The sequence below is a fragment of the Limosilactobacillus reuteri genome (genome assembly GCF_013694365.1).
In the GTDB taxonomy this organism is placed as follows: domain Bacteria; phylum Bacillota; class Bacilli; order Lactobacillales; family Lactobacillaceae; genus Limosilactobacillus; species Limosilactobacillus reuteri_E.
Window position 1 is genome coordinate 1,205,347 of record NZ_CP059275.1, and the last position, 21,971, is coordinate 1,227,317.

Annotated in this window: 27 protein-coding genes and 2 pseudogenes; all 29 read left to right on the forward strand. The window is 39.8% G+C overall.

Translation table 11 applies throughout. From position 1 onward, the window contains the following. Position 1 precedes the first annotated feature (1 nt). Positions 2–592: an MgtC/SapB family protein gene (locus tag HHK02_RS07190; protein WP_003670177.1), complete on the forward strand. Its 591-nt coding sequence runs from the start codon at positions 2–4 to the stop codon at positions 590–592. Further along, the gene (gene hpt, locus HHK02_RS07195) at positions 593–1,129 is read left to right on the forward strand and encodes a hypoxanthine phosphoribosyltransferase (protein WP_085720255.1); all 537 of its coding nucleotides are present in this window, start codon (positions 593–595) and stop codon (positions 1,127–1,129) included. Further along, entirely contained in the window at positions 1,130–1,525 is a 396-nt protein-coding gene (locus HHK02_RS07200) for a dihydrofolate reductase family protein (RefSeq protein WP_196778765.1), read from the forward strand. Continuing rightward, entirely contained in the window at positions 1,526–1,843 is a 318-nt protein-coding gene (locus HHK02_RS07205) for a hypothetical protein (protein ID WP_231124820.1), read from the forward strand. Then, positions 1,844–2,506, forward strand: a complete 663-nt coding sequence (locus HHK02_RS07210; RefSeq protein WP_181462235.1) for a response regulator transcription factor — start codon at positions 1,844–1,846, stop codon at positions 2,504–2,506. It begins immediately after the preceding gene. Then, positions 2,507–3,838, forward strand: a complete 1,332-nt coding sequence (locus tag HHK02_RS07215) for a sensor histidine kinase (protein ID WP_181462236.1) — start codon at positions 2,507–2,509, stop codon at positions 3,836–3,838. It abuts the gene before it with no gap. Next, the gene (locus tag HHK02_RS07220; RefSeq protein WP_152704204.1) at positions 3,839–4,489 is read left to right on the forward strand and encodes a PepSY domain-containing protein; all 651 of its coding nucleotides are present in this window, start codon (positions 3,839–3,841) and stop codon (positions 4,487–4,489) included. Further along, positions 4,490–4,678 (forward strand): hypothetical protein, encoded by a 189-nt coding sequence (locus HHK02_RS12635; protein ID WP_224758171.1) that lies wholly within the window; start codon positions 4,490–4,492, stop codon positions 4,676–4,678. It abuts the gene before it with no gap. After that, on the forward strand, positions 4,679–5,368 hold the full coding sequence (locus HHK02_RS12640; protein WP_269204208.1) for a DapH/DapD/GlmU-related protein: 690 nt from the start codon (positions 4,679–4,681) through the stop codon (positions 5,366–5,368). Beyond that, positions 5,369–6,207, forward strand: a pseudogene (locus HHK02_RS07230) (alpha/beta hydrolase). After that, on the forward strand, positions 6,194–7,006 hold the full coding sequence (locus HHK02_RS07235) for a 2-keto-4-pentenoate hydratase (protein WP_019254126.1): 813 nt from the start codon (positions 6,194–6,196) through the stop codon (positions 7,004–7,006). Before HHK02_RS07230 ends, HHK02_RS07235 begins: the two are co-directional and overlap by 14 nt. Continuing rightward, on the forward strand, positions 7,007–7,957 hold the full coding sequence (locus HHK02_RS07240) for an L-lactate dehydrogenase (RefSeq protein WP_078009935.1): 951 nt from the start codon (positions 7,007–7,009) through the stop codon (positions 7,955–7,957). Next, complete coding sequence (locus HHK02_RS07245) at positions 7,958–9,151, forward strand: aminotransferase-like domain-containing protein (RefSeq protein WP_078009936.1); 1,194 nt, start codon at positions 7,958–7,960, stop codon at positions 9,149–9,151. Further along, on the forward strand, positions 9,152–10,153 hold the full coding sequence (locus HHK02_RS07250; protein ID WP_181462237.1) for a DUF1002 domain-containing protein: 1,002 nt from the start codon (positions 9,152–9,154) through the stop codon (positions 10,151–10,153). It abuts the gene before it with no gap. Next, the gene (locus tag HHK02_RS07255; protein WP_035159681.1) at positions 10,154–11,143 is read left to right on the forward strand and encodes an asparaginase; all 990 of its coding nucleotides are present in this window, start codon (positions 10,154–10,156) and stop codon (positions 11,141–11,143) included. Next, entirely contained in the window at positions 11,144–12,016 is an 873-nt protein-coding gene (locus HHK02_RS07260; RefSeq protein ID WP_181462238.1) for a LysR family transcriptional regulator, read from the forward strand. Continuing rightward, a complete protein-coding gene (locus HHK02_RS07265; protein WP_181462239.1) occupies positions 12,017–12,895 on the forward strand; it encodes an aldo/keto reductase in 879 nt (292 codons plus the stop codon). It begins immediately after the preceding gene. Then, positions 12,896–13,747 (forward strand): NAD(P)H-binding protein, encoded by an 852-nt coding sequence (locus HHK02_RS07270; RefSeq protein WP_181462240.1) that lies wholly within the window; start codon positions 12,896–12,898, stop codon positions 13,745–13,747. Further along, on the forward strand, positions 13,748–14,110 hold the full coding sequence (locus HHK02_RS07275; RefSeq protein ID WP_181462241.1) for a HesB/YadR/YfhF family protein: 363 nt from the start codon (positions 13,748–13,750) through the stop codon (positions 14,108–14,110). After that, positions 14,111–14,782 carry a type 1 glutamine amidotransferase gene (locus HHK02_RS07280; RefSeq protein ID WP_078009942.1) on the forward strand — a complete coding sequence of 224 codons (672 nt, stop codon included), beginning with the start codon at positions 14,111–14,113 and terminating at the stop codon, positions 14,780–14,782. Further along, complete coding sequence (locus HHK02_RS07285; protein WP_231124821.1) at positions 14,783–15,583, forward strand: EAL domain-containing protein; 801 nt, start codon at positions 14,783–14,785, stop codon at positions 15,581–15,583. After that, positions 15,584–16,915, forward strand: a complete 1,332-nt coding sequence (locus HHK02_RS07290) for a glycosyltransferase family 2 protein (protein WP_181462242.1) — start codon at positions 15,584–15,586, stop codon at positions 16,913–16,915. After that, positions 16,916–17,413, forward strand: coding sequence for an ABC transporter permease (locus HHK02_RS07295; RefSeq protein ID WP_181462243.1), 498 nt, complete (start codon positions 16,916–16,918; stop codon positions 17,411–17,413). It begins immediately after the preceding gene. Then, positions 17,414–18,577, forward strand: coding sequence for a GGDEF domain-containing protein (locus HHK02_RS07300; RefSeq protein ID WP_231124822.1), 1,164 nt, complete (start codon positions 17,414–17,416; stop codon positions 18,575–18,577). After that, positions 18,578–19,270 (forward strand): EAL domain-containing protein, encoded by a 693-nt coding sequence (locus HHK02_RS07305; protein ID WP_152738796.1) that lies wholly within the window; start codon positions 18,578–18,580, stop codon positions 19,268–19,270. Then, complete coding sequence (asnS, locus tag HHK02_RS07310; protein WP_181462244.1) at positions 19,271–20,569, forward strand: asparagine--tRNA ligase; 1,299 nt, start codon at positions 19,271–19,273, stop codon at positions 20,567–20,569. It abuts the gene before it with no gap. After that, entirely contained in the window at positions 20,570–21,580 is a 1,011-nt protein-coding gene (gene asnA / locus HHK02_RS07315; protein WP_019251883.1) for an aspartate--ammonia ligase, read from the forward strand. Continuing rightward, positions 21,581–21,706: a hypothetical protein gene (locus HHK02_RS07320; protein ID WP_414601680.1), complete on the forward strand. Its 126-nt coding sequence runs from the start codon at positions 21,581–21,583 to the stop codon at positions 21,704–21,706. Further along, positions 21,707–21,970: pseudogene (locus tag HHK02_RS07325) on the forward strand (folate family ECF transporter S component); the annotation flags it as partial. Between the last annotated feature and the right edge of the window lies 1 nt (position 21,971).

Below are 21,971 nucleotides of genomic sequence, written 5' to 3' on the forward strand. Positions count from 1 at the left end.
AATGGCTGGAATTCGGACCCATGCCTTAATTGCGGTGGGGGCGGCAATGGTCATGATCATTTCAAAATACGGATTTTTCGATTTAATGAAAATCACCCATAGCAATTGGAACGTTGACCCATCACGGATTGCCGCTCAAGTTGTTAGCGGGATTAGTTTTTTAGGCGCTGGGACAATCATTAATCGTCACGATGAAATAATCGATGGTTTAACTATGGCAGCTAGAATTTGGGTTATCGGCGCAATCGGTCTTGCCTATGGTAGTGGTTTATACAGTATTGGGATTATTGGTACTTGTTGCGTTCTTTTAGCAGAAGTTATTGGAAAATATCTAGATCAGTTTGCACTTAGACAAGGTAAAGGATTCTCCTGCTTTATTCAATTAGAAGGAAATACTGATGATTTGCATGCACTTATTAATCAGTTAAACAAAAAATATTTTGAAGTTCCGCTCAAATACTCGATCTATGATTACGGAGACGGAAAAATCTCCTGTCAACTTTATGGTGAATTAAGATCTGGCTTCAAATCAGAAAACGTCTTTACTGACCTTACTGAGCTAGGCAACATTAAAAAAGTTGAGCTAGAATAAATGAATAACGACGTCGAAAAAGTTTTATATACTCAAGATCAAGTCAATCAACGCTTAGATGAACTTGCCAATACACTTACTGAAAAATATCAAGATGAATTTCCAGTTTTAGTTTCCGTAATGACAGGGGCAATGATTTTCACTAGCGAAATGATGAAGCGCCTTAATTTCAAGTTAAACGTTGATTATGTCGACGTCTCTAGTTACGAAGAAAGTTCAGAATCCACTGGAAAAGTTAAATTAATTCAAGATCTTTCCCACGATATTAAGGGTCGACCAGTTATTATTATGGAAGACATTATTGATACTGGTCATACATTAAAGTATCTTACTGGTCTTTTCGCTGATCGTGGCGCGAAGAGTATTGAGATTTGTTCCTTACTCGATAAACCGGACCGTCGTGAAGTTAATGTTGAAGCTGATTACGTTGGTTTTAAAGTTCCAAACGAATTTATTGTCGGATATGGCCTAGACTTTAATGGCCTTTACCGAAACCTGCCATTTGTCGGTGTGTTAAAGCGTTCCGTATATGAATAAATGGGCAAGGAAAATGGTAATAACTTCCCTCACCTAATTATTACAAGTGAACAAGTTACGAAAGATTGCCTTGATTACCTCAACAGCCAAAACATTTCATGGATCGCAGCTGGGAAAAATCAAATTGATCTAGCCAAGGCAATGGAAATTCTTGCTGATGAATTCAATATTGACCGTTTAGCAATTGTGGGCGGCGGAAAAATCAATGGTGGTTTTCTAGAAGCGGGATCAGTTGATGAAATCAGTATTTTAATTGGGGCTGGTGTCGATGGGCGAACCGGTCAACCAAGTTTTTTTGATAATCGTACAGAAAGCAGTCGTCCAATCGCTCTGCAATTAAAAGATGTTGAAAGCTATGAAGATGGCGCCGTCTGGTTACGGTATTTGGTTAAGTAAATGAACAAACCATATATTATCGTTCATATGATGACATCAGTTGATGAACGAATTGATTGTGAAATGACGATCCAATTAGCCGGTGAACCCGAATACTATTCTACATTGGACAGTTTAAATGTTCCTACAAGGATTAGTGGACGTGTTACTGCAGAAGCCGAATTGACGCGTGGTGGTAAATTTAATTCGCAAAACAAAGAAATCCTTGGTAAAACTGACTTTGCTAAAAATGCAACTGCTGATAGTTATAATATCGTTGTCGATACTAAAGGAACTTTACAATGGGCAAGGAAAATGGTAATAACTTCCCTCACCTAATTGTTAGTCGAAGACGAAGAAAGTCTTGCTAGTTTCTTGATAACCGAGCTAGAACTTGAAGGTTATGAGGTCATCTGGGCAAAGGATGGACGCGAGGCCCTAGCAATATTCAAAGAAAAAGAAATAACCTTGATTTTATTAGATTGGATGCTCCCCGTTTACGATGGGCTAACTGTTCTCCGGCGAATTCGTCAATCAAGCAATGTGTCGATTATTATGATTACCGCCCGTAGCCAAACTTCTGATATTAGCATGGCACTTGACCAAGGATTAGATGATTATATTACTAAACCATTTGAAATAGAGGAACTCTTAGCTCGAATTAGGGTTGCTTTACGACGGCTAGGTCAAGAAAAAGTAGACAAGCTTGACTACCATTTTGGACCATTTGAAATAAACTTACTGAAACATCAATTTATGGTGGATGGGAAACAGGTGCATTTAACCCCGAAAGAATTTCCCCTCATGGCGACCCTCATTAAAGAACCCGGAGTAGTCCAAACCCGTGATGACCTTCTTAACGAAATATGGGGTTATGATTTTGACGGCCAGACCAATACGGTCGATGTCTATATCCGGGCTTTACGCAATAAGTTAGGGAAATATCGTGACTCAATTAGAACTGTGCGGGGGATTGGGTATGTATTAGGTGATGAACAATGAATGAAAACCACACGAGCAGTAACTGCATCTCGACAATTAACCCGCCTTTTTCTAATGCTATTTGCAATTATTTTGGTAGTTATTAATCTGCTCTTTGTGGTTACAGCTACTAACCTAATCTATCGTTATGCTGATGATCAGGCAGAAGAAGTAATTGAGACCATTGAAAAAGACTGGCCCGAAAATCAAAATCGGGAAACTTTTTTGAATGCGTATGTTGCGCGGCAAGATGATGATGCAATCGAGATTACTGATGGAGAACGGAGATATACCTCGCCCAAAGCGCGTAAAATTTTTAAGCGCATTGACCACCGCAAGTTAGCCCTTAAAAATCTACAGTTAACCTGTCATGGGGTCTATTATCTACGGCAGGAAAAGGTCCATCATCATCGCACCGTGAAAGTAGCAATTAATGTTGATGATTTAATCAAATTAACGGGTTGGTTGCTGATAGTGATCCTGTTAATCAACCTGGTAATAAGCATCGTGGCTCTCCCCATCATTCGTCGCTTGGCACACCGGTGGACCCAGCCCCTGACAAATTTGAGCGCTGAGATCGATGCAATCACGCCTCAAAGTGATCGATTGCAGACTTTGACGGTCCCTAAACAGCCGTTAGAGGTACACAAAGTTGCGCAGTCCTTTAATCAATTATTAGGCCGGCAGTATCAGGTAATGCAACGAGAAAAAGAATTTATTGCGAATGCCTCTCATGAGTTAAAGACCCCCCTTGCCGGAATTCTGGGACATGTAAATTTAATCAGAAGGCACGGGGATAAACATCCAGAATTAATTGCTAAGTCATTAAGGTATATTGACCAAGAAGCGCAACGAATGAGTCAATTAATAAATGAGCTGTTGATCTTAGAAGGACATCAAACGAAAAAGTTAACCGAAATCAACTTATCACAAGTTGTTCTCGCAGAAGTTAAATCCCTTCAAGGGGCATATCACCAAAAGATTATTACCGATTTAGACCCAGAGCTATCTTATCGGATAACCACCGGAGATTTTCAAAGTCTTGTTCATAATCTCTTAGAAAACGCGGCCAAATATTCACCTCCTGATTCAACGATTAATGTCCAATTAACGGCGGATGATCACCAAATAATATTAAGCGTCGCCGATCAAGGGCAGGGAATTGCTAGGGAAAATCGGGAAAAAGTTTTCGAAAGATTTTACCGTGAAGATGAATCACACTCTAATAAGGTTGCTGGTTCAGGGATTGGCCTGGCGATTGTCAAAATGATTATCGAAAAATACCACGGAAAAATCACGATACGCGATAATGAACCAAGTGGGACCATTTTTACGATTTACCTTCCAAAATAAATGACTGAAAAAATTGAAAAAAGACAAGACCAACAACCAAAGCCAGACAAGAAGAAAGCAAGGAAGTTCCCAAAGATGACTAAAAAAGTTCTGATTACCGCCTGTGTTTGTGGAGGACTTGCGTTAGGAGCTGGAGGCATTGCTGGTGTCGCCGCAATGGATGGTTATCATGCTCAAATCGAAGCCGCGGTGAAACATGAAAAGTTAGCTAATAAGAGCGGCATCAAGATTGACCAACAGGCTGCAATTGATCAGTTTAACAAGAAGTACCCAGATAAGCACCTCAATGAAGTAGAGCTGGAAAGTGACAAGGGAAAATATGTGTACAAGGTAAAGGGCTTTGACAATACCAACGAATACAAGGTTAAAGTCAATGCCAAGGATGGCAAACTAATCTCTAACAAGTCTGAAAAGCTTGACCAAAATGAGAAGGAATATGCCTTAGATCCAGGTAAGGCAATTAGCCGTGATGAAGCGAGCCAAATTGCGGAAAAGGCAGCTAAAAAGGGTAACAGTATTGAATGGAAATTAGAACAAGAAAAGGAAAATCAAGCTGTTTGGGAAGTTAAAGTAAAAGATGGCCGGACAGTTAAAGAAGTTAAGATTGATACCGGTTCGAAAAAAGTATTAGCCGTGGGAAACGACCATTAAATGTTAAAGAAACACCCTTTAGCCTTATATATTACGTGGATAGTTGCTTTAGCAGTTATTCCATTACCGTTTATCTTGACAAATAGTCAATTAACGACTGATTATGAAGATCTTTTTGCTTATGATGTGGGGATATTGGCCTATGTTTGGTGGTTGGTTATCATTTTCCTCTCAACTCGTCCAAGATGAATGTATTTTTTGCATGCTTCGTTAGGCGTTGCAGTGCTGATTGCTGCGACTGCTCACAAATTTTTAAGTCCCGGCGCTGATCACCTTGTTGAAACGACGGGAGATATTGCTTGGTACTTGGCAATTGTCGGTATAATTTACGCGATTGTCTTTATGTCGGGATGGTTAGTTGACCGCTTTAAGCTGCTTCGCCACGTCCTTAATGATGTAACTGGTCAAAAAATAGATGACTCTGTTGAAATTCGCTTGCCGATCCGTAGTGATTACGGAGCTAACCTAAAAATTGGGAAACAAGTATTTATCAACAGTGGTGCAATGTTTACTGATCTTGGCAGAATTGAATTAGAAGATAAAGTGTTAGTCGGACCCAATGTCACAATTATTTCGGTAAATCATCCCCTGGATCCAGAAAAGCGCCATGGTATTGAATTGAAGGCAGTCCTTATTAAGGAAAATGCATGGCTTGGCGCAAACGCTACAATCTTACCAGGCGTTACGGTTGGAGAGAATGCTGTTGTTGCAGCGGGGGCAGTTGTTAGTAAAGATGTTCCTGCCAATACTGTTGTTGCAGGCGTTCCTGCTAAAGTAATTAAAAAATTGGAGGAGAATAATATGTCATTTGGATACATTACACCATTATCAGCAAACGTAGAACGGCAAAGGATTACTTTAAAAATCGTTAGGGCTTAAATGAAAAAGTATTATCAGTTATTATTAGGACTTAGTGCCATTTTTGTTGGTTTATTAGGAATAAGTTCGCGCGTTCGTACGGTGACCCACTATGTGCAATCCGCGACCCCGACGATTTTTGTGCATGGCTGGGGGAGCAGTTCTCATGCCGAAGAAAAAATGGCTAATGCGGCCCGTGATGCCGGTGTAATCAAGACAATTGTGCGGGCGAATGTTGACAAAAAAGGGAAGGTAACTTTTAACCGCCCAATTCCCGCAAATGCCGTTAATCCTATTGTGGAAGTCAACCTTGAAGATAATAAATTAAGTGCATATCGAGATAATTACACGCAGGGCTATCATCATGGTGGTGAATATGTAAAAAATGTGGTATTAGCTTTAGAAAAACAACACCATTATAAGCAAATTAACCTTGTGGGCCATTCAATGGGAAACTTGGAAATTATCAATTATATTAATGACAATGTAAATGATAAAAGCCTTCCGCAAGTAGCCCACTTAGTAGCGATTGCTGGACACTATAATGGACTGGTAGGGCAAAGTGAGACGCAAAATGCTAAGATAAATCCAAAGACCGGCGAACTAGAGAAAATGGACTCTGCCTACCGCGAATTACTTGGTTTACGGCAGACCTTTCCGAAAAATACAGCCGTGTTAAATATTTATGGGGATGTTGGGGATGGTAGTCACTCGGACGAAGATGTACCGGTAAATTCTGCTAAATCATTAAAGTATTTAGTCAGTGATCGTGCAAATCATATCGCGAAGTTGAAATTCATGGAAAGAATGCCCAGCACAGTAAGCTCCACAATAACAGTCAAGTAAATGACTGCAAATAAAAACGTTACCTTAAATGAAGAACAAGAAGCTTTTGCTCAAGAACTTTTCCAAGCTTATCAAAGCAAGAAACCACTGGTAATGGATGAATGGGCAGAGGTCGTTAGCGATGATAATACAGCTTATGCCCTTCAAGATCGTTTCGTTGAATTAAAGGGACTCCCAACTGGCGGGTATAAAGTTTCCTTAACTAGTAAGAAAACCCAGGACATGTTTGATTCTGATAGTCCGCTCTATGGACAACAAGTTGATGCCCACTTCTTACCATCACCTGCCGTTCTCTCTCTCAAAGAACAAACGATGGCTCCGTTAGTGGAAGTTGAACTCGGCTTCCGTGCTAAAACTGACTTGCACGCCAGTGATTCGATGGAAGATTTATTACATAAGACTACTGTCTGCGGCACGCTGGAAGTACCTGATAGTCGTTTTGCTGACTGGTTCCCAGATCTAAATAAATTCAGTGTCATGAGTGATTGTGCTGTTGGTGGGTATGTAGTATATGGTCAAGAACGACCAACCGATGAGGTGTTTAAGACTGTTGATGATGCAGCAAATGTAAACGTTACCCTTTACCACGATGGCAAAGAAGTGGATAGTGGGGCGTCAAGTGAAGTGCTTGGCAACCCATTAAAGTCATTGCAATGGCTAGTCAGAAAGCTTGAAGAACAAGGGAAGACATTCCGCGCAGGGCAGCTAGTATCATCAGGTACTTTCCTCTTACCACCACATTTAACTGCCGGCAAGTGGGAAGCCAAATTTGATAATGGCTTCGGCACTGTGAGTGTGGACGTAACCGACTAGATGACGAGAAAAGTAGCAGTAGTTGGAATGGGTCACGTTGGGGCAACGGTAGCGCACTATTTAGTTGCTGGTGGCTTTGTCGATGACCTCGCATTATTTGATACTAATGAAGCTAAGGTGCAAGCGGATGCTTTGGACTTACGAGATGCAATGGCCAATTTGCCTTACCATACTAACCTGACTGTTAATGATGAAAGCCAATTGCGTGATTGTGATGTGGTCGTGTCAGCCCTAGGGAAGTCAAAGTTGGTTGATACGCCAGATCATGATCGCTTTGCTGAATTTAAGTTTACGCGGACCCAAGTGCCCTTGGTAGCAAAGATGTTAGTAGACAATGGATTTCACGGTAAGTTAGTTGATGTTACTAACCCTTGTGATGTGATTACCTCAATGTACCAAAAATTAACGGGATTACCAAAAGAACACGTGATGGGGACGGGAACCTTACTCGACTCTGCACGGATGCGGGCCCGGGTTGGTGAAGCTTTGAAAGTTGATTCACGCTCTGTTGTTGGTTTTAATCTTGGGGAACATGGCAATTCGCAATTTACGGCATGGTCGACAGTCCGCGTCCTGGGGAAACCGGTCACTGAACTAGCAAAAGAACGGGGATTAAAGCTTTCTGAGCTAGAAGAACGTGCTCGTCAAGGAGGCTACCTCGTATATCAAGGGAAGAAATACACTAATTATGGTGTTGCCACGGCAGCAGTCCGGTTAACCAACGCATTATTGAATGATGCGCGAACTGAAATGCCAGTTTCTAATTATCGTGAAGAATACGGCACGTACCTTTCATATCCAGCTGTCGTTGGCCGTGACGGGGTAGTGGAGCAGCTGCATCTGGACTTGACGCCGGAAGAAGAATCAAAACTAGCAACATCCGCAACATACATCAAAGAACGATTGAAAAAAGAAGAAGAGCGAGCAAACCAGCTAGCTCAGGCAGAATAGATGACCAAGTTTAATTTTTCCAAACGCGTGCCAGCAGATGGAACAGATGCAGTCGGTGTAATCTTAAAAGCAGCGGCGGATCCAAAGATTATTTCTTTTGCTGGAGGATTGCCGGCGCCTGAGCTTTTCCCTGTCAAAGCGATGAAAGAAGCTGTTGACCAGGTGTTTGCTGAACGTGGTCAAGAAGTAATGCAGTATGGAGCCGCTAAAGGGGTGACAGCCCTCCGTGAATTGGTTCTCCAACGTGTCAAAGAAAAAGAAAACGTGACCGGACAGCTAGACAATGTGTTGATGACGACAGGTTCAGAACAAGCTCTTGACTTAGTCGGGAAGGCCTTTGTTAATCCTGGTGATACCGTACTGGTCGAACAGCCAACTTATCTTTGTGCTCTTGATGTCTTTAAATCATATGGTGCCAACTTTGTGGGGGTAGAAATGGATGAAGCGGGGATGAAGATGGATGCCCTAGAAGAAGCATTAAAGGCTCATCCGGAAGCTAAGTTGGTTTACACCGTGCCAAACTTTCAAAATCCAACTGGCCGAACCATGGCACTAAAGCGACGGGAAAAGCTGGCCGAACTAGCCGCTAAATATGATGTTTATGTGTTAGAGGATAATCCTTATGGTGAAATTCGTTTTAAGGGGCAGCATGTGCCAGCAGTTAAGTCGTTTGACAAAACCGGACACGTTTTCTATATGGGGACTTTCTCCAAGACGCTTGCTCCTGGTTTCCGTTTAGGATGGGTGGTAGCCGATGAAGCTGTTGTTAATAAGCTGACGGTACTAAAACAGTCTGCAGACTTGCATACAGATAACTTAGCCCAGTATGCCGTAGTAGAATTTCTGAAGCATAACGACCTTGATGCACATGTCAAGCAAATTAGTGACCTGTATGGGCAACGCAAAGCACTAATGACAGAGGGGCTAGAGAAATACTTCCCCCAAGGTGTTAAATATACTGATCCAGAAGGCGGAATGTTCCTATGGGTTGAAGTACCCGGAGTAGAAGATACTGTTGAGCTTTTTAAGCAATGTCTGGAACATAACGTGGCCTTTGTACCAGGTGACCCATTTTATGCAGGTGACCCACAGCCCGGTGCCTTCCGGTTGAACTACTCCAATGCTCAGGAAGACCAGATCAAGGCAGGAATGAAGCAACTCGGTGAAGCTCTGCAAGACGAGGGAGAGAATTAAGTGCGCTCAAATAAGTTAACCAAAATCATTATTACTTCGACTCTTGCACTATCTTTATTAGCAGTGCCAGTTAGCCAGGCCACAGTTTTGGCGGCTGAAACAACTAGTGAAAGTACGAGTAGCAGTTCAACTACCCAGACTCATACGTTAAATAAATCATATGTTGTATATGGAGCAGGGGCTGCCGAGAAGAATGAATTAAATAATGTGCTAGCAGTCGATGATAATTTTACAACGTTAACCGCTACTGCCAGTGATTATCAGAAGTATATCAATCCGAATGGTTCGACAACTAACGCCGCCATGGTTAGTTCGGTAGCAATTGTCCCTACCGATCCAGGTTCGGGGATTAAAGTTAATGTAAAAAAGTTTAATGGTGAGGATAATATTACTAAAGTAACCGCTCAACAATACGCCATGGTTGCGCAAATGGCGGGGGTTACGGATGTTACTATCACCGTTAGCGCTAACCGGGCCGTTTCTGGGGAGTCAGCTCTAACCGGAGTCTATAAAGCAATTGCGGCAGATGGAGTTAGTTTAAATGAGCAAAATACTCAATCTGCTAACCAAATGTTGACCGCAACAAATGGGGCAATTGAAGCCAATAAGGATGATAGTAAATATCCTGGTAAGTTGATGGCTGCGGTTGGTGATACCACTAAGGAAATTAACCAACAAAAGAAACAAGGAACTACCCCAACGCAAAATCAAATTCAAGTAATCTTTAATCAGAAACTTGAAGAGCGAAACATTTACAATGAAACAAAGAATCATGAACAACCAATTATCAATGCGCTTGTTCGGTTTAATAATGCTCCAATTAGTTCAAGTAAAGACTATAGCTCGCACGTAACTGATACGATTAATAATGTAAAGAATTCATCAGGAGATATGATGAATAAGGCGAAAAAATTCTTGAATTCTCAAGACGGGCAGGCAGTTAAGCAACAAGCTCAGTCTTGGTGGACCCGGTTTGTTAACTGGATCCGTAGCTGGTTTTAAATGACGAAAAAATTATTACTCCTTTCAACCGGTGGAACTATTGCCTCGGTTGTCTCTGATGAAGGACTAGCTCCAGGCGAATCTGGTGAAGAATTAATCAAAATGCTTGGTCGGCTGGAATATGACATTACTGTTCGTGATATTCTCGAATTAGATTCATCCAATATTCAACCAGAAGAATGGAAAATTATTGCCGAAACGATCTATGACCATCGTAATGAATATGATGGGATAGTCGTTTCACATGGGACAGATACGATGGCTTATACTGCTTCAATGCTGACTTTCATGCTTCAACATATAAATATTCCGGTTGTGCTAACTGGAAGCCAAGTTCCTATGAATGTGATTCTTAGTGATGCCCCTGATAACTTACGACTTGCCTTTGCAGCCGCTGCTAACTGCGAGCCAGGAGTCTATATTGCTTTTAATCGTAAAGTAATGCGTGGTTGTCGGAGTGTTAAAGTACGGACAACCGCCTTCGATGCCTTCGAAAGTGTGAATGTCCCACCAGTAGGAGAAGTTACTTCAGACGGTTTTTCCATTAGGGATCACCAGCATCCCCAACCTGGTAAAAGTCAATTAAATACTAAGATCGATACTCATGTTTCACTGGTAAAGCTCTTCCCAGGATTTGATCCTGCCTTGCTCCATGCAATGGCTAAAAATGGCTGTCACGGAATTGTGATTGAAGCGTATGGTCTCGGAGGAATGACCTCGATTCGGCGAAATATGGTCGCTGCGGTTGGTGAATTAATCCGCAATGGCATTCCAATTATTACTTCCAGTCAGTGTCTTTACGAACGAAGCGACTTGACAAAATACGAGGTCGGACGACTTGCACTACTAGAAGGAGCAATCAGCGCCCGCGATATGACTTCCGAAAGTGCCATCACTAAATTAATGTGGGGTCTTGGTCAAGGGATGGATGTTAAAGAAATTGCAGACTTCTTCAATACTGATGTTGCTGGTGAAGTAACTTTAGATTAAATGATTGATAATTACTTGCTTGAAGAATTAGTGACCTTCGCCAGTGAAAAAACACTTGCTAAAACCGCTGAAAAACTTAGCGTTACCCAGCCGACAGTTACCCGGGGGATGCAAAAATTAGAAGACGAGCTTGGGATTCAATTATTTGACCGCCAGCCCAACCGGATCGTCCTCACTGATACCGGAAAATTAGCTGCTGAAAAAGCTACTGAAGTTCTCGCCGTCAACCGTAATTTTGTTCAACAACTTCAAAATTATGCTGCTCGACAATCAGTAATTAAAATCGCATCAATTGCTCCGGGTCCATTAATTCTGCTTCGCGTAAAAAGTGCATCTTTTTCTACACAAATTTCGATTGACAAGAAGTTTATTACTCATGACCAAATCACCACTTCACTTTTAAATAATGAAGATTCAATAATTATCAGCGACCAAGAGATTCAGACTGATCAAATTGAATCGCGTTATTTAGGGACCGAAAATCTCTATGTTAATCTTGATAAATTTATGTACCTTGCTAATTCCCAACAGGTTTCTTTTAAGGACTTAGCCGGATTAAGTTTTGTCGTTTTGAACGATATCGGACCGTGGAAAGAAATTATCAAAAAATATATTCCAAATGCTAAATTTTTATATCAAGAAGAATGGGCCGCGCTTACTGAAATCACAAAATATTCTAGTTTTCCATACTTTAGTACTAATATAACAACAGTTAATCCACAACAACGTACGTCAAACGACGATCGAGTCCGACTCCCGATTACCGATGAAGTTGCGACAATGACGTTTTATGCTAATTACCTTAAGAAACAAAGAAAATCCTTAATGCCCTTACTTAATGAAATTAGCCAAAGCTGGCCTAATTTAAGTTAAATGACAAATGTACCAACAGTAAAATTAAATAACGGAGTAGAAATGCCAACCCTTGGATTTGGAGTATTCCAAGTTCCAGACTTAAGTCAAGCTGAACAAGCAGTTACCGATGCTCTTGAAGTCGGCTATCGTTTAATTGATACTGCTGCTGTTTACCAAAATGAAGAAGCAGTTGGCAAGGCAATTAAGAATAGTAGTGTAAACCGTGAAGATGTCTTTGTAACTTCTAAGTTATGGGTGTCTGATTTTAACTATAAGCGGGCTAAAGCAGGGATTGACGCTTCACTGCAAAAGCTTGGCCTTGATTACATGGATCTTTACCTTCTTCATCAACCATATGGCGATACAATGGGTGCTTGGCGAACATTACAAGAAGCACAAAAGGAAGGTAAGATTCGCGCAATCGGTGTATCGAACTTCTACGCTGATCAACTAAAGGATCTTGAATTAACAATGCCTGTTAAGCCAGCGGTCAACCAAATTGAAGTTAACCCTTGGTACCAACAAGACCAAGAAGTTAAGTTTGCGCAAAGTGAAGATATTCGTGTTGAAGCATGGGCACCATTTGCGGAAGGTAGGCATGATATCTTTACCAACGAAACAATTGCGGAGACTGCTGCTAAATATGGCAAGAGCAATGGTCAAGTAATTCTTCGCTGGCTTTTACAACGGGGCATTACTGTCATTCCAAAGTCAGTCCACAAGAACCGGATGGAAGAAAACATCGATGTTTTTGATTTTGAACTTTCCGATGATGATATGAAAAAAATGGCTAGTCTTAACAAGAACGAAAGTCAATTCTTTGACCACCGTGACCCGGTTACGATTGAACAGATCTTTGGCTCCAGCTTAAAGATGGTTCAAGATGATGAAAAATAAATGAAATATGCTGTAACTGCTGCTACTGGTAACTTAGGACAAGCTGCTGTTAAAGAATTAAACAAGTTAGCTGGTGCAGAAAATGTTATTGCTATTGCCCGGAACACTGATAAGGCTGCTAAGCTCTTTCCTAATAATGAAGTTCGTCAAGGAGATTACGAAGATAAGTCATCAATGATCAATACTTTTAATGGAATCGATCACGTTCTCTTTATTTCATCTCAACCAGGTGGTAAGGTTGATCGTGCTACTGCTCATGCTAATGTAGTTGATGCATTAAAGGAAAACAATATTAAATTTGTTGCCTATACTAGTTTTCCCGACGCACAAAATTCTACTGCTGCCCTTGCAACTGACCACCGCCTTACAGAAAATGCAATTAAAGAAGCAGGCATTGATCACTCATTCCTTCGTAACAACTGGTATCTTGAAAACGAAATTGGTTTCCTTCAAAGTGGAGCTGCTAGTTGCGATGCATTGTACTGGGCTAACAACAAAGCTGGTTGGGCACTTGAACTTGATTACGCAGAAGGGGCTGCAAAAGTTATTACCAGTGAAGATCCTCGTGAAGTTTACGAATTTGCTGGTAAAACCCGTACTTATGATGAATTAGGAAAAGCTCTCCAAGAAGCTACTGGCAATGATTTTACTATCAAGCAGATTTCCCATGATGATTATGTAAAATCATTAGAAAAAGCTGGCTTAGATACTCCAACAGCTGAACTTTTCGCATCATTCCAAGACCCAATCAACTCTGGAAATCTTAATAAAGAAAGTAACGATTTAGAAGAAGTTCTTGGACACCCCGTTACTCCACTTGTTGATGCTATCAAAGAAGTCCTTGCACGGTAAGTGCAATTAATTATTACTGATGCTGCTAGCAAGTGGTTCCAACAAAAATTTAACCTCGCTAGTGGAAATGGAGTAAAATTTTATGGTAAAACAATTCAACCACACAATGTTAAACATGGTCCTAAGCAAGGGTATAAACCAGAATCGACGCTCGATGAGGCAACAATCGTCATAAAAAAAGATGGTATTAATTACCATGTTAACTTTGCGGATGCTTGGTTCTTCTCAGGACTAGTTGTTACTGTTGATTATCAGCAAGAGGCAGAAGAGCCAGTTTTTATTTTTCGCCGTGAAGATAATGGTGGAACAGATGTTGATGCTGCAACTGGGGCATCACGAAAGTATGAAGAATATTGGGAATAAATGAGAATCAATGTTTTGCAACACACGCCAAATGAAGGACCAGGAACAATTCAAGAATGGTCACAGGATCGCGGACATGAGATGTACGTTTATCATCCCTATCAGTTTGGTAATTTGCCGACTGCTGATGAGACTGATATGTTGATTATTCTTGGCGGTCCCATGAGCCCTAATGACGACTTAACGTGGATCAAGCAAGAGCGAGTTTTAATTCAGCGACTATTGGATGCTCATAAGCCAATTTTTGGCGCGTGTTATGGGGCTCAACAGATCGCTAAGACACTCGGTTATGCCGTAAAGAAGGCACCACATAAAGAAGTTGGTTGGGCGCCGGTGTATCTAAAAAGCGATCTTATTTCCGATATTCCCCAAAAATTAACTGCTCTGCATTGGCACGAAGAGATGTTTGAAGTTCCAGCTCAAGCAGACTTATTATTTAGTAGTGACTTAGTTAAAAATCAAGGCTTTGTTATGAACGGTAATGTTATTGGACTTCAGTTCCACTTTGAGCCGACAGCAGATAATGTTCGCGAGATTGCTGTAAATGATGATCAGTATCCATTAGACCATAATGATCTTCACCAAAATGGAAAAGAAATTATTCAGCATGGCGTTCCGGCTGAAAATAAGCGAGTTATGTATCGGTTATTGGATTTTATCGCAAATAGCTAAATGATGGCAAATTTTGAAAATTTTCTTTGGTGGATATTCATTATCTTTACCCTAACTTGTGGCGGCTTTTGTATTGAGGCTCACTATCGATATAAAAATAAAGACGGGATTGATAATGAGCACAAATTTTCAAATAAATATAAGTATTTTGGCCAACCTGTTTATGACAAACAGAATAAAATTCATGGTTATGAACTTTTATTACGGGAATACAATCATCATACTAATAAATGGCAATTACCACGAAACGTTGTGGACTTCCCCCTCAGTAAAATTGTTTCTACAATCCAAGAAATCAATCCACAGTTAAAAGATATCGCAAACTTATCGTTAAATATGACCGTCAGCCAAATTACCGATTTTCGCGCTGAGTATTTCTTTACTTGGGTCTTAGGAACGACAAATATTAAGCAACTAGTCATTGAATTAGATGCTAATGATATTAGACGTGCCAATATTTTTAAACGTAAAGAAATATTATATATACTAAGAAAAATCAAACGACTTCAAATTAAAGTTACTATTGAAAATATTGATTCTTCTAAAAAAACATACAATTTGTTACAGCAGTATTTGCCAGATATTGCCTATTTAAAATTTAATATTCATTCTTTTAATAAGTCAGCAAATCACTGGATAGATGTTACACTCGCACAGTGGCAACGAAGAAGCGCCATTTTTAACATTGAAATGATTGTCGGTAAAATTGAAGATGCTAACCATATTGCATTAGTAAATCAACTAAATATCCCTTTCCGTCAAGGTTATGCTTACGGTCATCCAGAAAATTTAAAAAAATAAATGGTTTCTAACATTTTCTATGAAGCATTTCAAACTAACTCCCCATGGATGATCTCTCTTATAATAATCAATTTAATTTTATGTATATATCCTATTTTAGGAGCGATGTTCTGGTTCTTTGGTGCAATATCATATGTTCTATTTCGCCAAAAAGAAGAATTACCACCAAAAGCTGAAATTACCACCGAACCTTTTGTCACGATTATGATTCCAGCTCATAACGAAGAAATAGTAATAAAAAGCACTTTAGAGTATTTATTAACCCAATTGAATTACCATAATTATGAAGTGCTGGTAATGGATGACGGAAGCGATGATCGCACCCCTGAGATTCTTCGCTCAATGCAAGCAAAACATTCTCGTCTCAGAGTTATTAGAATCGAACAAAATCAAGGAAAGGCCCATGCATTTAATATTGGGCTTTTCTTTGCTAAGGGTGAATATATTTTGAGCAATGATGCTGATACTATCCCTGAAACTGATGCACTGATAAAGTATATGCAATATTTTACAAGTACTAACGGGATTAACTATGCTGCTATTACTGCTAATATGGACGTTTATAATCGTTCCTCATTATGGGGTAAATCTCAAACGGTTGAATTTTCCAGTATTGTTGGCATAATCAAACGAAGTCAAACTGCCATTAATAACACGATGTATGCATACAGCGGTGCAAATACCATGTATCGACGCGATTTTCTTATTAACGTTGGTGGTTTCCGCCAAGATCGGGCGACTGAGGATATTAGCATTGCCTGGGACCATACCTTTATTAATGCTACTCCGAAGTTTGCTCCAGATATCGTTTTCCATATGAATGTTCCTGAAACGTTTCACGATTTATATCGGCAACGTAAGCGATGGGCCCAAGGTGGGACAGAAGTTTGGCTTTCTAATTTTCTGAAGGTTTTTCGCCATCCGTGGCAATATCGGTTTGTCATCCCCATGCTAACAGACACAACCTTATCGATTATTTGGTCTTTCTTTTTTTGGATAACAAGTATCATTTTCATTATTACAATGTTGTATTTTGCAATAATTGGTAACTACGAACGGATTTGGCACGGCATTGTTATGAGTATGATCTTTGTCAACTTTCAATTAATAGCCGGTCTTTTTCAAGTACTGGCGGCATTGATTCTTGATTTTAATGGATCTAAGTTACGCTATTTAATGTTTTCGCCACTTTATCTCTTATTTACCTGGATCGTTAATCCTTTAACAATCGTTACTACATTTCATAAAGCGATAAAAACTGTTACCGGCCATGGAAGTGGTAAATGGGTTAGTCCTGAAAGAAAGGTAGTTGACAATGATGGCAAATTTTGAATGAAAAATAATTACCATGATATGTATTTTGAGCACCACCACTGGCTCTTAAAAATTCGACAAACACTAATTATGTTCCTTAGCTGGTGCATTTTACTTATCCCCATTATTATCACTACTTCAACCTATGTGGCTTACCGGACAAATGGTCATCGCGGGCATTTTTTCTGGGATTATGCTCAAGGATTTCGTGAACTTAATTTTTTAGTAATCATTTTGCTATTTGCTTTAGGAATGATTGGGGTATTCTGCATTACAATGGGATATATCCAAGCTCAAAGGACTCGTGGACTAACTACAAAATGGCCCATGTTCGACATTAACAAAAGTCATTTACAACGCCAACGAGCTGAATCATTCATGACTAAGCAGTTTGGTGATTTTGAGATGCGAATAAATACGCGCAATTTTGCTGTTAAGCCTGAACAAAATCTAGCCAAGAATAAACTGCGCGATATTATTAACAAGCCCATAGGAGATGATAAAGATGGTTTCTAATTGGCGCTTAAACTTTTTTACGCGATACTCTATTTACCAATCATCGTTATTTGTATGATTATCAGTCAAATTTATTTTGAACGGTATTGGGTTTCGTATAAGAATTCACGGTTAACTAGTTGGGGGCTAGGAGCCGTTATTATAATTACTTACTTTATTCAGGAATTTTGTTTGTTTCAGTTGTCCTTATTTAATATCGGGCAAGTTGTTTTCATGCAAGTTGTTTCTGTCACAATGCTTTTTCGCGATAAAGTATATAAAATATGGTGGGTATTATTAGCTCTAACCCCGTTATTTGTGAATGTCGTGGAATACTTAATGGGGATTTTACCGCTAAAGGACTGGTGGTATTGGATCATTGAATCGATTGTTTTTACGACAATTTGTTTGGTTTTAACGCGGTGGCGCAGCATTTCTAAAAGAATTAGTTATTTTTATGCCATTGCATCGCTAGGAATAGTTGAGTTAGTATCGCTGGGGATTAACCATAGCTTTTCACCTGTAAGTGTTGCCGCAGCCACGTTAGGATTATTCGTTATTGCGATGTTTGAAGAGCAACGTTTTTATAGTGAGAAGAAAAATGAGCAAAAAATAAAACTTCTTGAAAAAGAAAGTGAACGTGACTATTTGACAGGGTTACTTAACTACCGAGCGCTTAGTCAAGAAATTAATCGATTAGATAATAATAGTGAAATCCATAATATCGTAATCGGGGCATTAGATATTGATCACTTTAAGAAGATAAATGATACATACGGTCACTTTGCTGGTAATGAAGTGTTAAATTATTTTTCAACAGTTTTTCGCGAACAAATTCATTCCGCATTTTCCAAGCATGGTTATGTATATCGCTTCGGGGGTGAAGAATTCACTATTGTAGTTTCTAACCATTCACTAGAAGAGGTTTATCAATTACTACAGTCAATTGAAAAATTCTTTAATAATAAATTGATTGTTACCAAGGAGGGAATGAAATTAACAATTAGCTTTTCATGCAGTTTAACTGATCATTTGAATGATGAATTACTTGACACGACCCTGAAGCGAGCTGATAATATGTTATATGGTGTAAAGAACAATGGCCGGGGATGGATTGTTACTGATCAGCATCACCAACGTCCTCGAAAGACTAGTTCAGAACGTAAAATAAATAGCAATTATTAAATGTACAATATATTTCAGCCAATCCTTAGTGTTGATCAAGCGATGAATGCTGAAATTGACACTTATGAAATGCTTATTCGAAATAATAATGGCGAATTTCCAGGAATTAATTTCTTGCACAGTCTCACAACACAAGAGGGTAACGATGCATGGATTAAGGTAAGCCGTAAATCATTAAAAAATGCTTTAAACGAGCAACAAAATCGCAAAATATATATTAATTTAGAACCATGTCAAATGAAATTTGAAAGTATTTGGCAATTTTTAGCAGAGATTCGCGAAGCATATCACGATCACGTGGCCATTGAGATTACGGAACGCCGCGAAACGATTCATAGTCTTGATTACTTAGATAGAGAAATCCAACGTCTCAAGGAAATGGGCTTTGAATTGGCGATTGATGATGTGTGTGCGGGTAGTAATAGCTATGCATTCATTAAGAGACAGCTAAAGGTTGTTAGTCGAATCAAATTATCGCTATTACTTTTTAAGGATGAAGATTATGAACTGATGATAAGCTTTGTTAATGCGTGGTTAGCTTTTGCAAAAAAACATCATCTTACCTTTGTTATTGAAGGAATTTCAAATCGGCAATTAGCTAAAAAATTTGCTGGGAATCCAGTTATTTTACAACAAGGATTTTACTGGGGAAAAGGAACAGCTCATTTTAATAGTAAAGAAAAAGTAAATTGAGTGGAAACTATTACAATTAGTGAAGCACCAAAGCATGTTGGGGAAACAGTTAAAATTGGTGTTTGGTTAACTGATAAGCGTTCAAGCGGTAAGATTGCATTCTTGCAACTCCGTGACGGAACTGGATTTTTCCAAGGAATCATCCGTAAAAATGATGTTTCTGAAGAAAAATTTAATTCTGCTAAGCATGATTTACACCAAGAAACCAGTTTTTGGGTAACCGGTGAAATCGCTGAAGACAAGCGTTCAAAGTTTGGTTATGAAATTCACATCAAAGACTTTGACATTGTTGGCGAAAGTGAAGATTACCCGATCGGTAACAAGGAACACGGAATTGATTTTTTGCTTGATAACCGTCATTTATGGTTACGTTCTCGCAAGCCGTGGGCATTAATGCGGATTCGAAGTCGTGTTAAGCTTGCGACAATGGAATTCTTCGAAAAGCATGGATTTACTCAATTTGATGCTCCAGAACTAACTGGAAGTGCTCCTGAAGGGACAACAGAATTATTTGAAACTGACTACTTTGATCGTTCTGCTTTCCTTTCACAATCTGGTCAATTATATGCAGAAGCTGGCGCCATGGCATTAGGCCGCGTCTATACGATGGGTCCTACTTTCCGTGCTGAAAAGTCAAAGACTCGTCGTCACTTAATGGAATTCTGGATGATCGAACCAGAAATGGCTTGGATGCACCAAGATGAAAGTCTTAAGATTCAAGAACAATACATTGCTTACTTGGTTCAAGACTTAATTGACCACTGTGCACGCGAACTTGAAATGGTAGGGCGTAGTGTAGAAAGTTTGAAGCCGTTCACTGAATTACCATATCCACGAATCACTTATAAGGAAGCCATTGAAATGCTTCAAAAGGGTGGCTTTGATGTAGAATACGGTGCGGACTTTGGTTCACCAGAAGAAACCTACTTAGCCGACCAATTCCAAAAGCCAGTCTTTATCTTGAACTACCCTAAAGAAATCAAGGCTTTCTACATGCCTGAAGATCCTGAAGATTCTCGCCAAGTTATCTGTGCGGACTTGCTTGCTCCAGAAGGCTACGGTGAAATCATTGGTGGTTCTGAACGTTCCTACGACTACGAATACATCACAAACAAGCTTGAAGAAAACGGCTTAAGTAAAGAAGATTACGGTTGGTACGACGATTTACGGAAGTACGGTTCAATTCCACACTCTGGATTTGGAATGGGACTTGAACGATTCCTTGCCTGGATTACTCTCCAAGACCACATTCGTGAAAACATTCCATTCCCACGGATGCTTAACCGTTTGAACCCTTAAATGGACTTAACTATTCCAAAGGATTACGATCCACGTCTTTCAATTAGAGAAACTGAAGCTGCTATTCGTTATATTCGTGAAACTTTCCAAGACGAATTTGGTAAAGAGTTAAACCTTCAACGGATGTCTGCACCAATGTTTGTTGAAAAGAGTACTGGATTAAACGATAACTTAAACGGTGTTGAACAACCAGTATCGTTTGAAATGAAGGATATGCCAAGCGAAACTGTTGAAGTTGTCCATTCTCTCGCTAAGTGGAAACGTCTTGCTCTTAAGCGGTACGGTTTTGGTATGCATGAAGGTCTCTACACCAACATGAACGCCATTCGTAAGGAAGAAGACCTCGATAACTTCCACTCAATTTATGTTGACCAGTGGGACTGGGAAAAGATTATTAGCAAGGATGAACGAACAGAAGAAACCTTAAAGGATACAGTTCGTGATATTTTCAAAGTGATTAAGCATATGGAACACGAAGTTTGGTACAAGTTCCCTCAAGCTGTTTACCATTTACCAGATGAGATTCACTTTGTTACAACGCAAGAGCTTGAAGATCGGTGGCCAGACCTCACCCCACTTGAACGGGAAGACAAAATCGCTAAAGAGCTTGGTGCTGTTTTTGTAATGAAGATCGGTGACAAGTTGCAACGCAGTGGTAAGCCTCACGATGGTCGAGCACCTGACTACGATGACTGGAGCTTAAACGGTGATATTATTTTCTGGTATGAACCTCTTCAACGCCGGATCGAAATTTCAAGTATGGGAATTCGGGTTAGTCCAGAATCAATGAAATACCAACTTGAACAAGCCGATGCAACTGATCGTGAAAAATTACCATTCCATAAAATGTTGCTCAATGGCGAATTACCATATACAATTGGTGGAGGAATTGGTCAATCTCGCCTTTGTATGCTCCTTCTTGGCAAAGCTCATATTGGAGAAGTACAGGCAAGTATTTGGCCAGAAGATATGATTAAGAAGTGTGAAGAGAACCACATTCAAATTCTATAAATGGCTCTCCTCTTCATTCGTTTGCCAAAAGAGTTGATTACCTGGCCGATTGAAACCTTGCTTGTACTAGTTATCCTGCGGCAATTATCACGATTAAATTTAATTGCAAAAAAGAGCGAAAAATAAATGTCTACGTTATCATTTGCCGGACCGCGTTTTACTACAAAGAATTTGACTTTAGCTGCTATGCTGGTCGCACTGCAGGTAATCTTAAATAAACTTTCAATTGGAGATCCAGCGGTTTTAAAATTTAGTTTTGGTTTTATTGCCACTGCACTTATTGGTTACTGTATTGGACCATGGATTGGTGGATGGCCAATAGTCGTATCTGATATCATAAGTAATACTATTTTAAATTCAGGAAGCTTATTCTTTCCTGGCTTTACCTTAT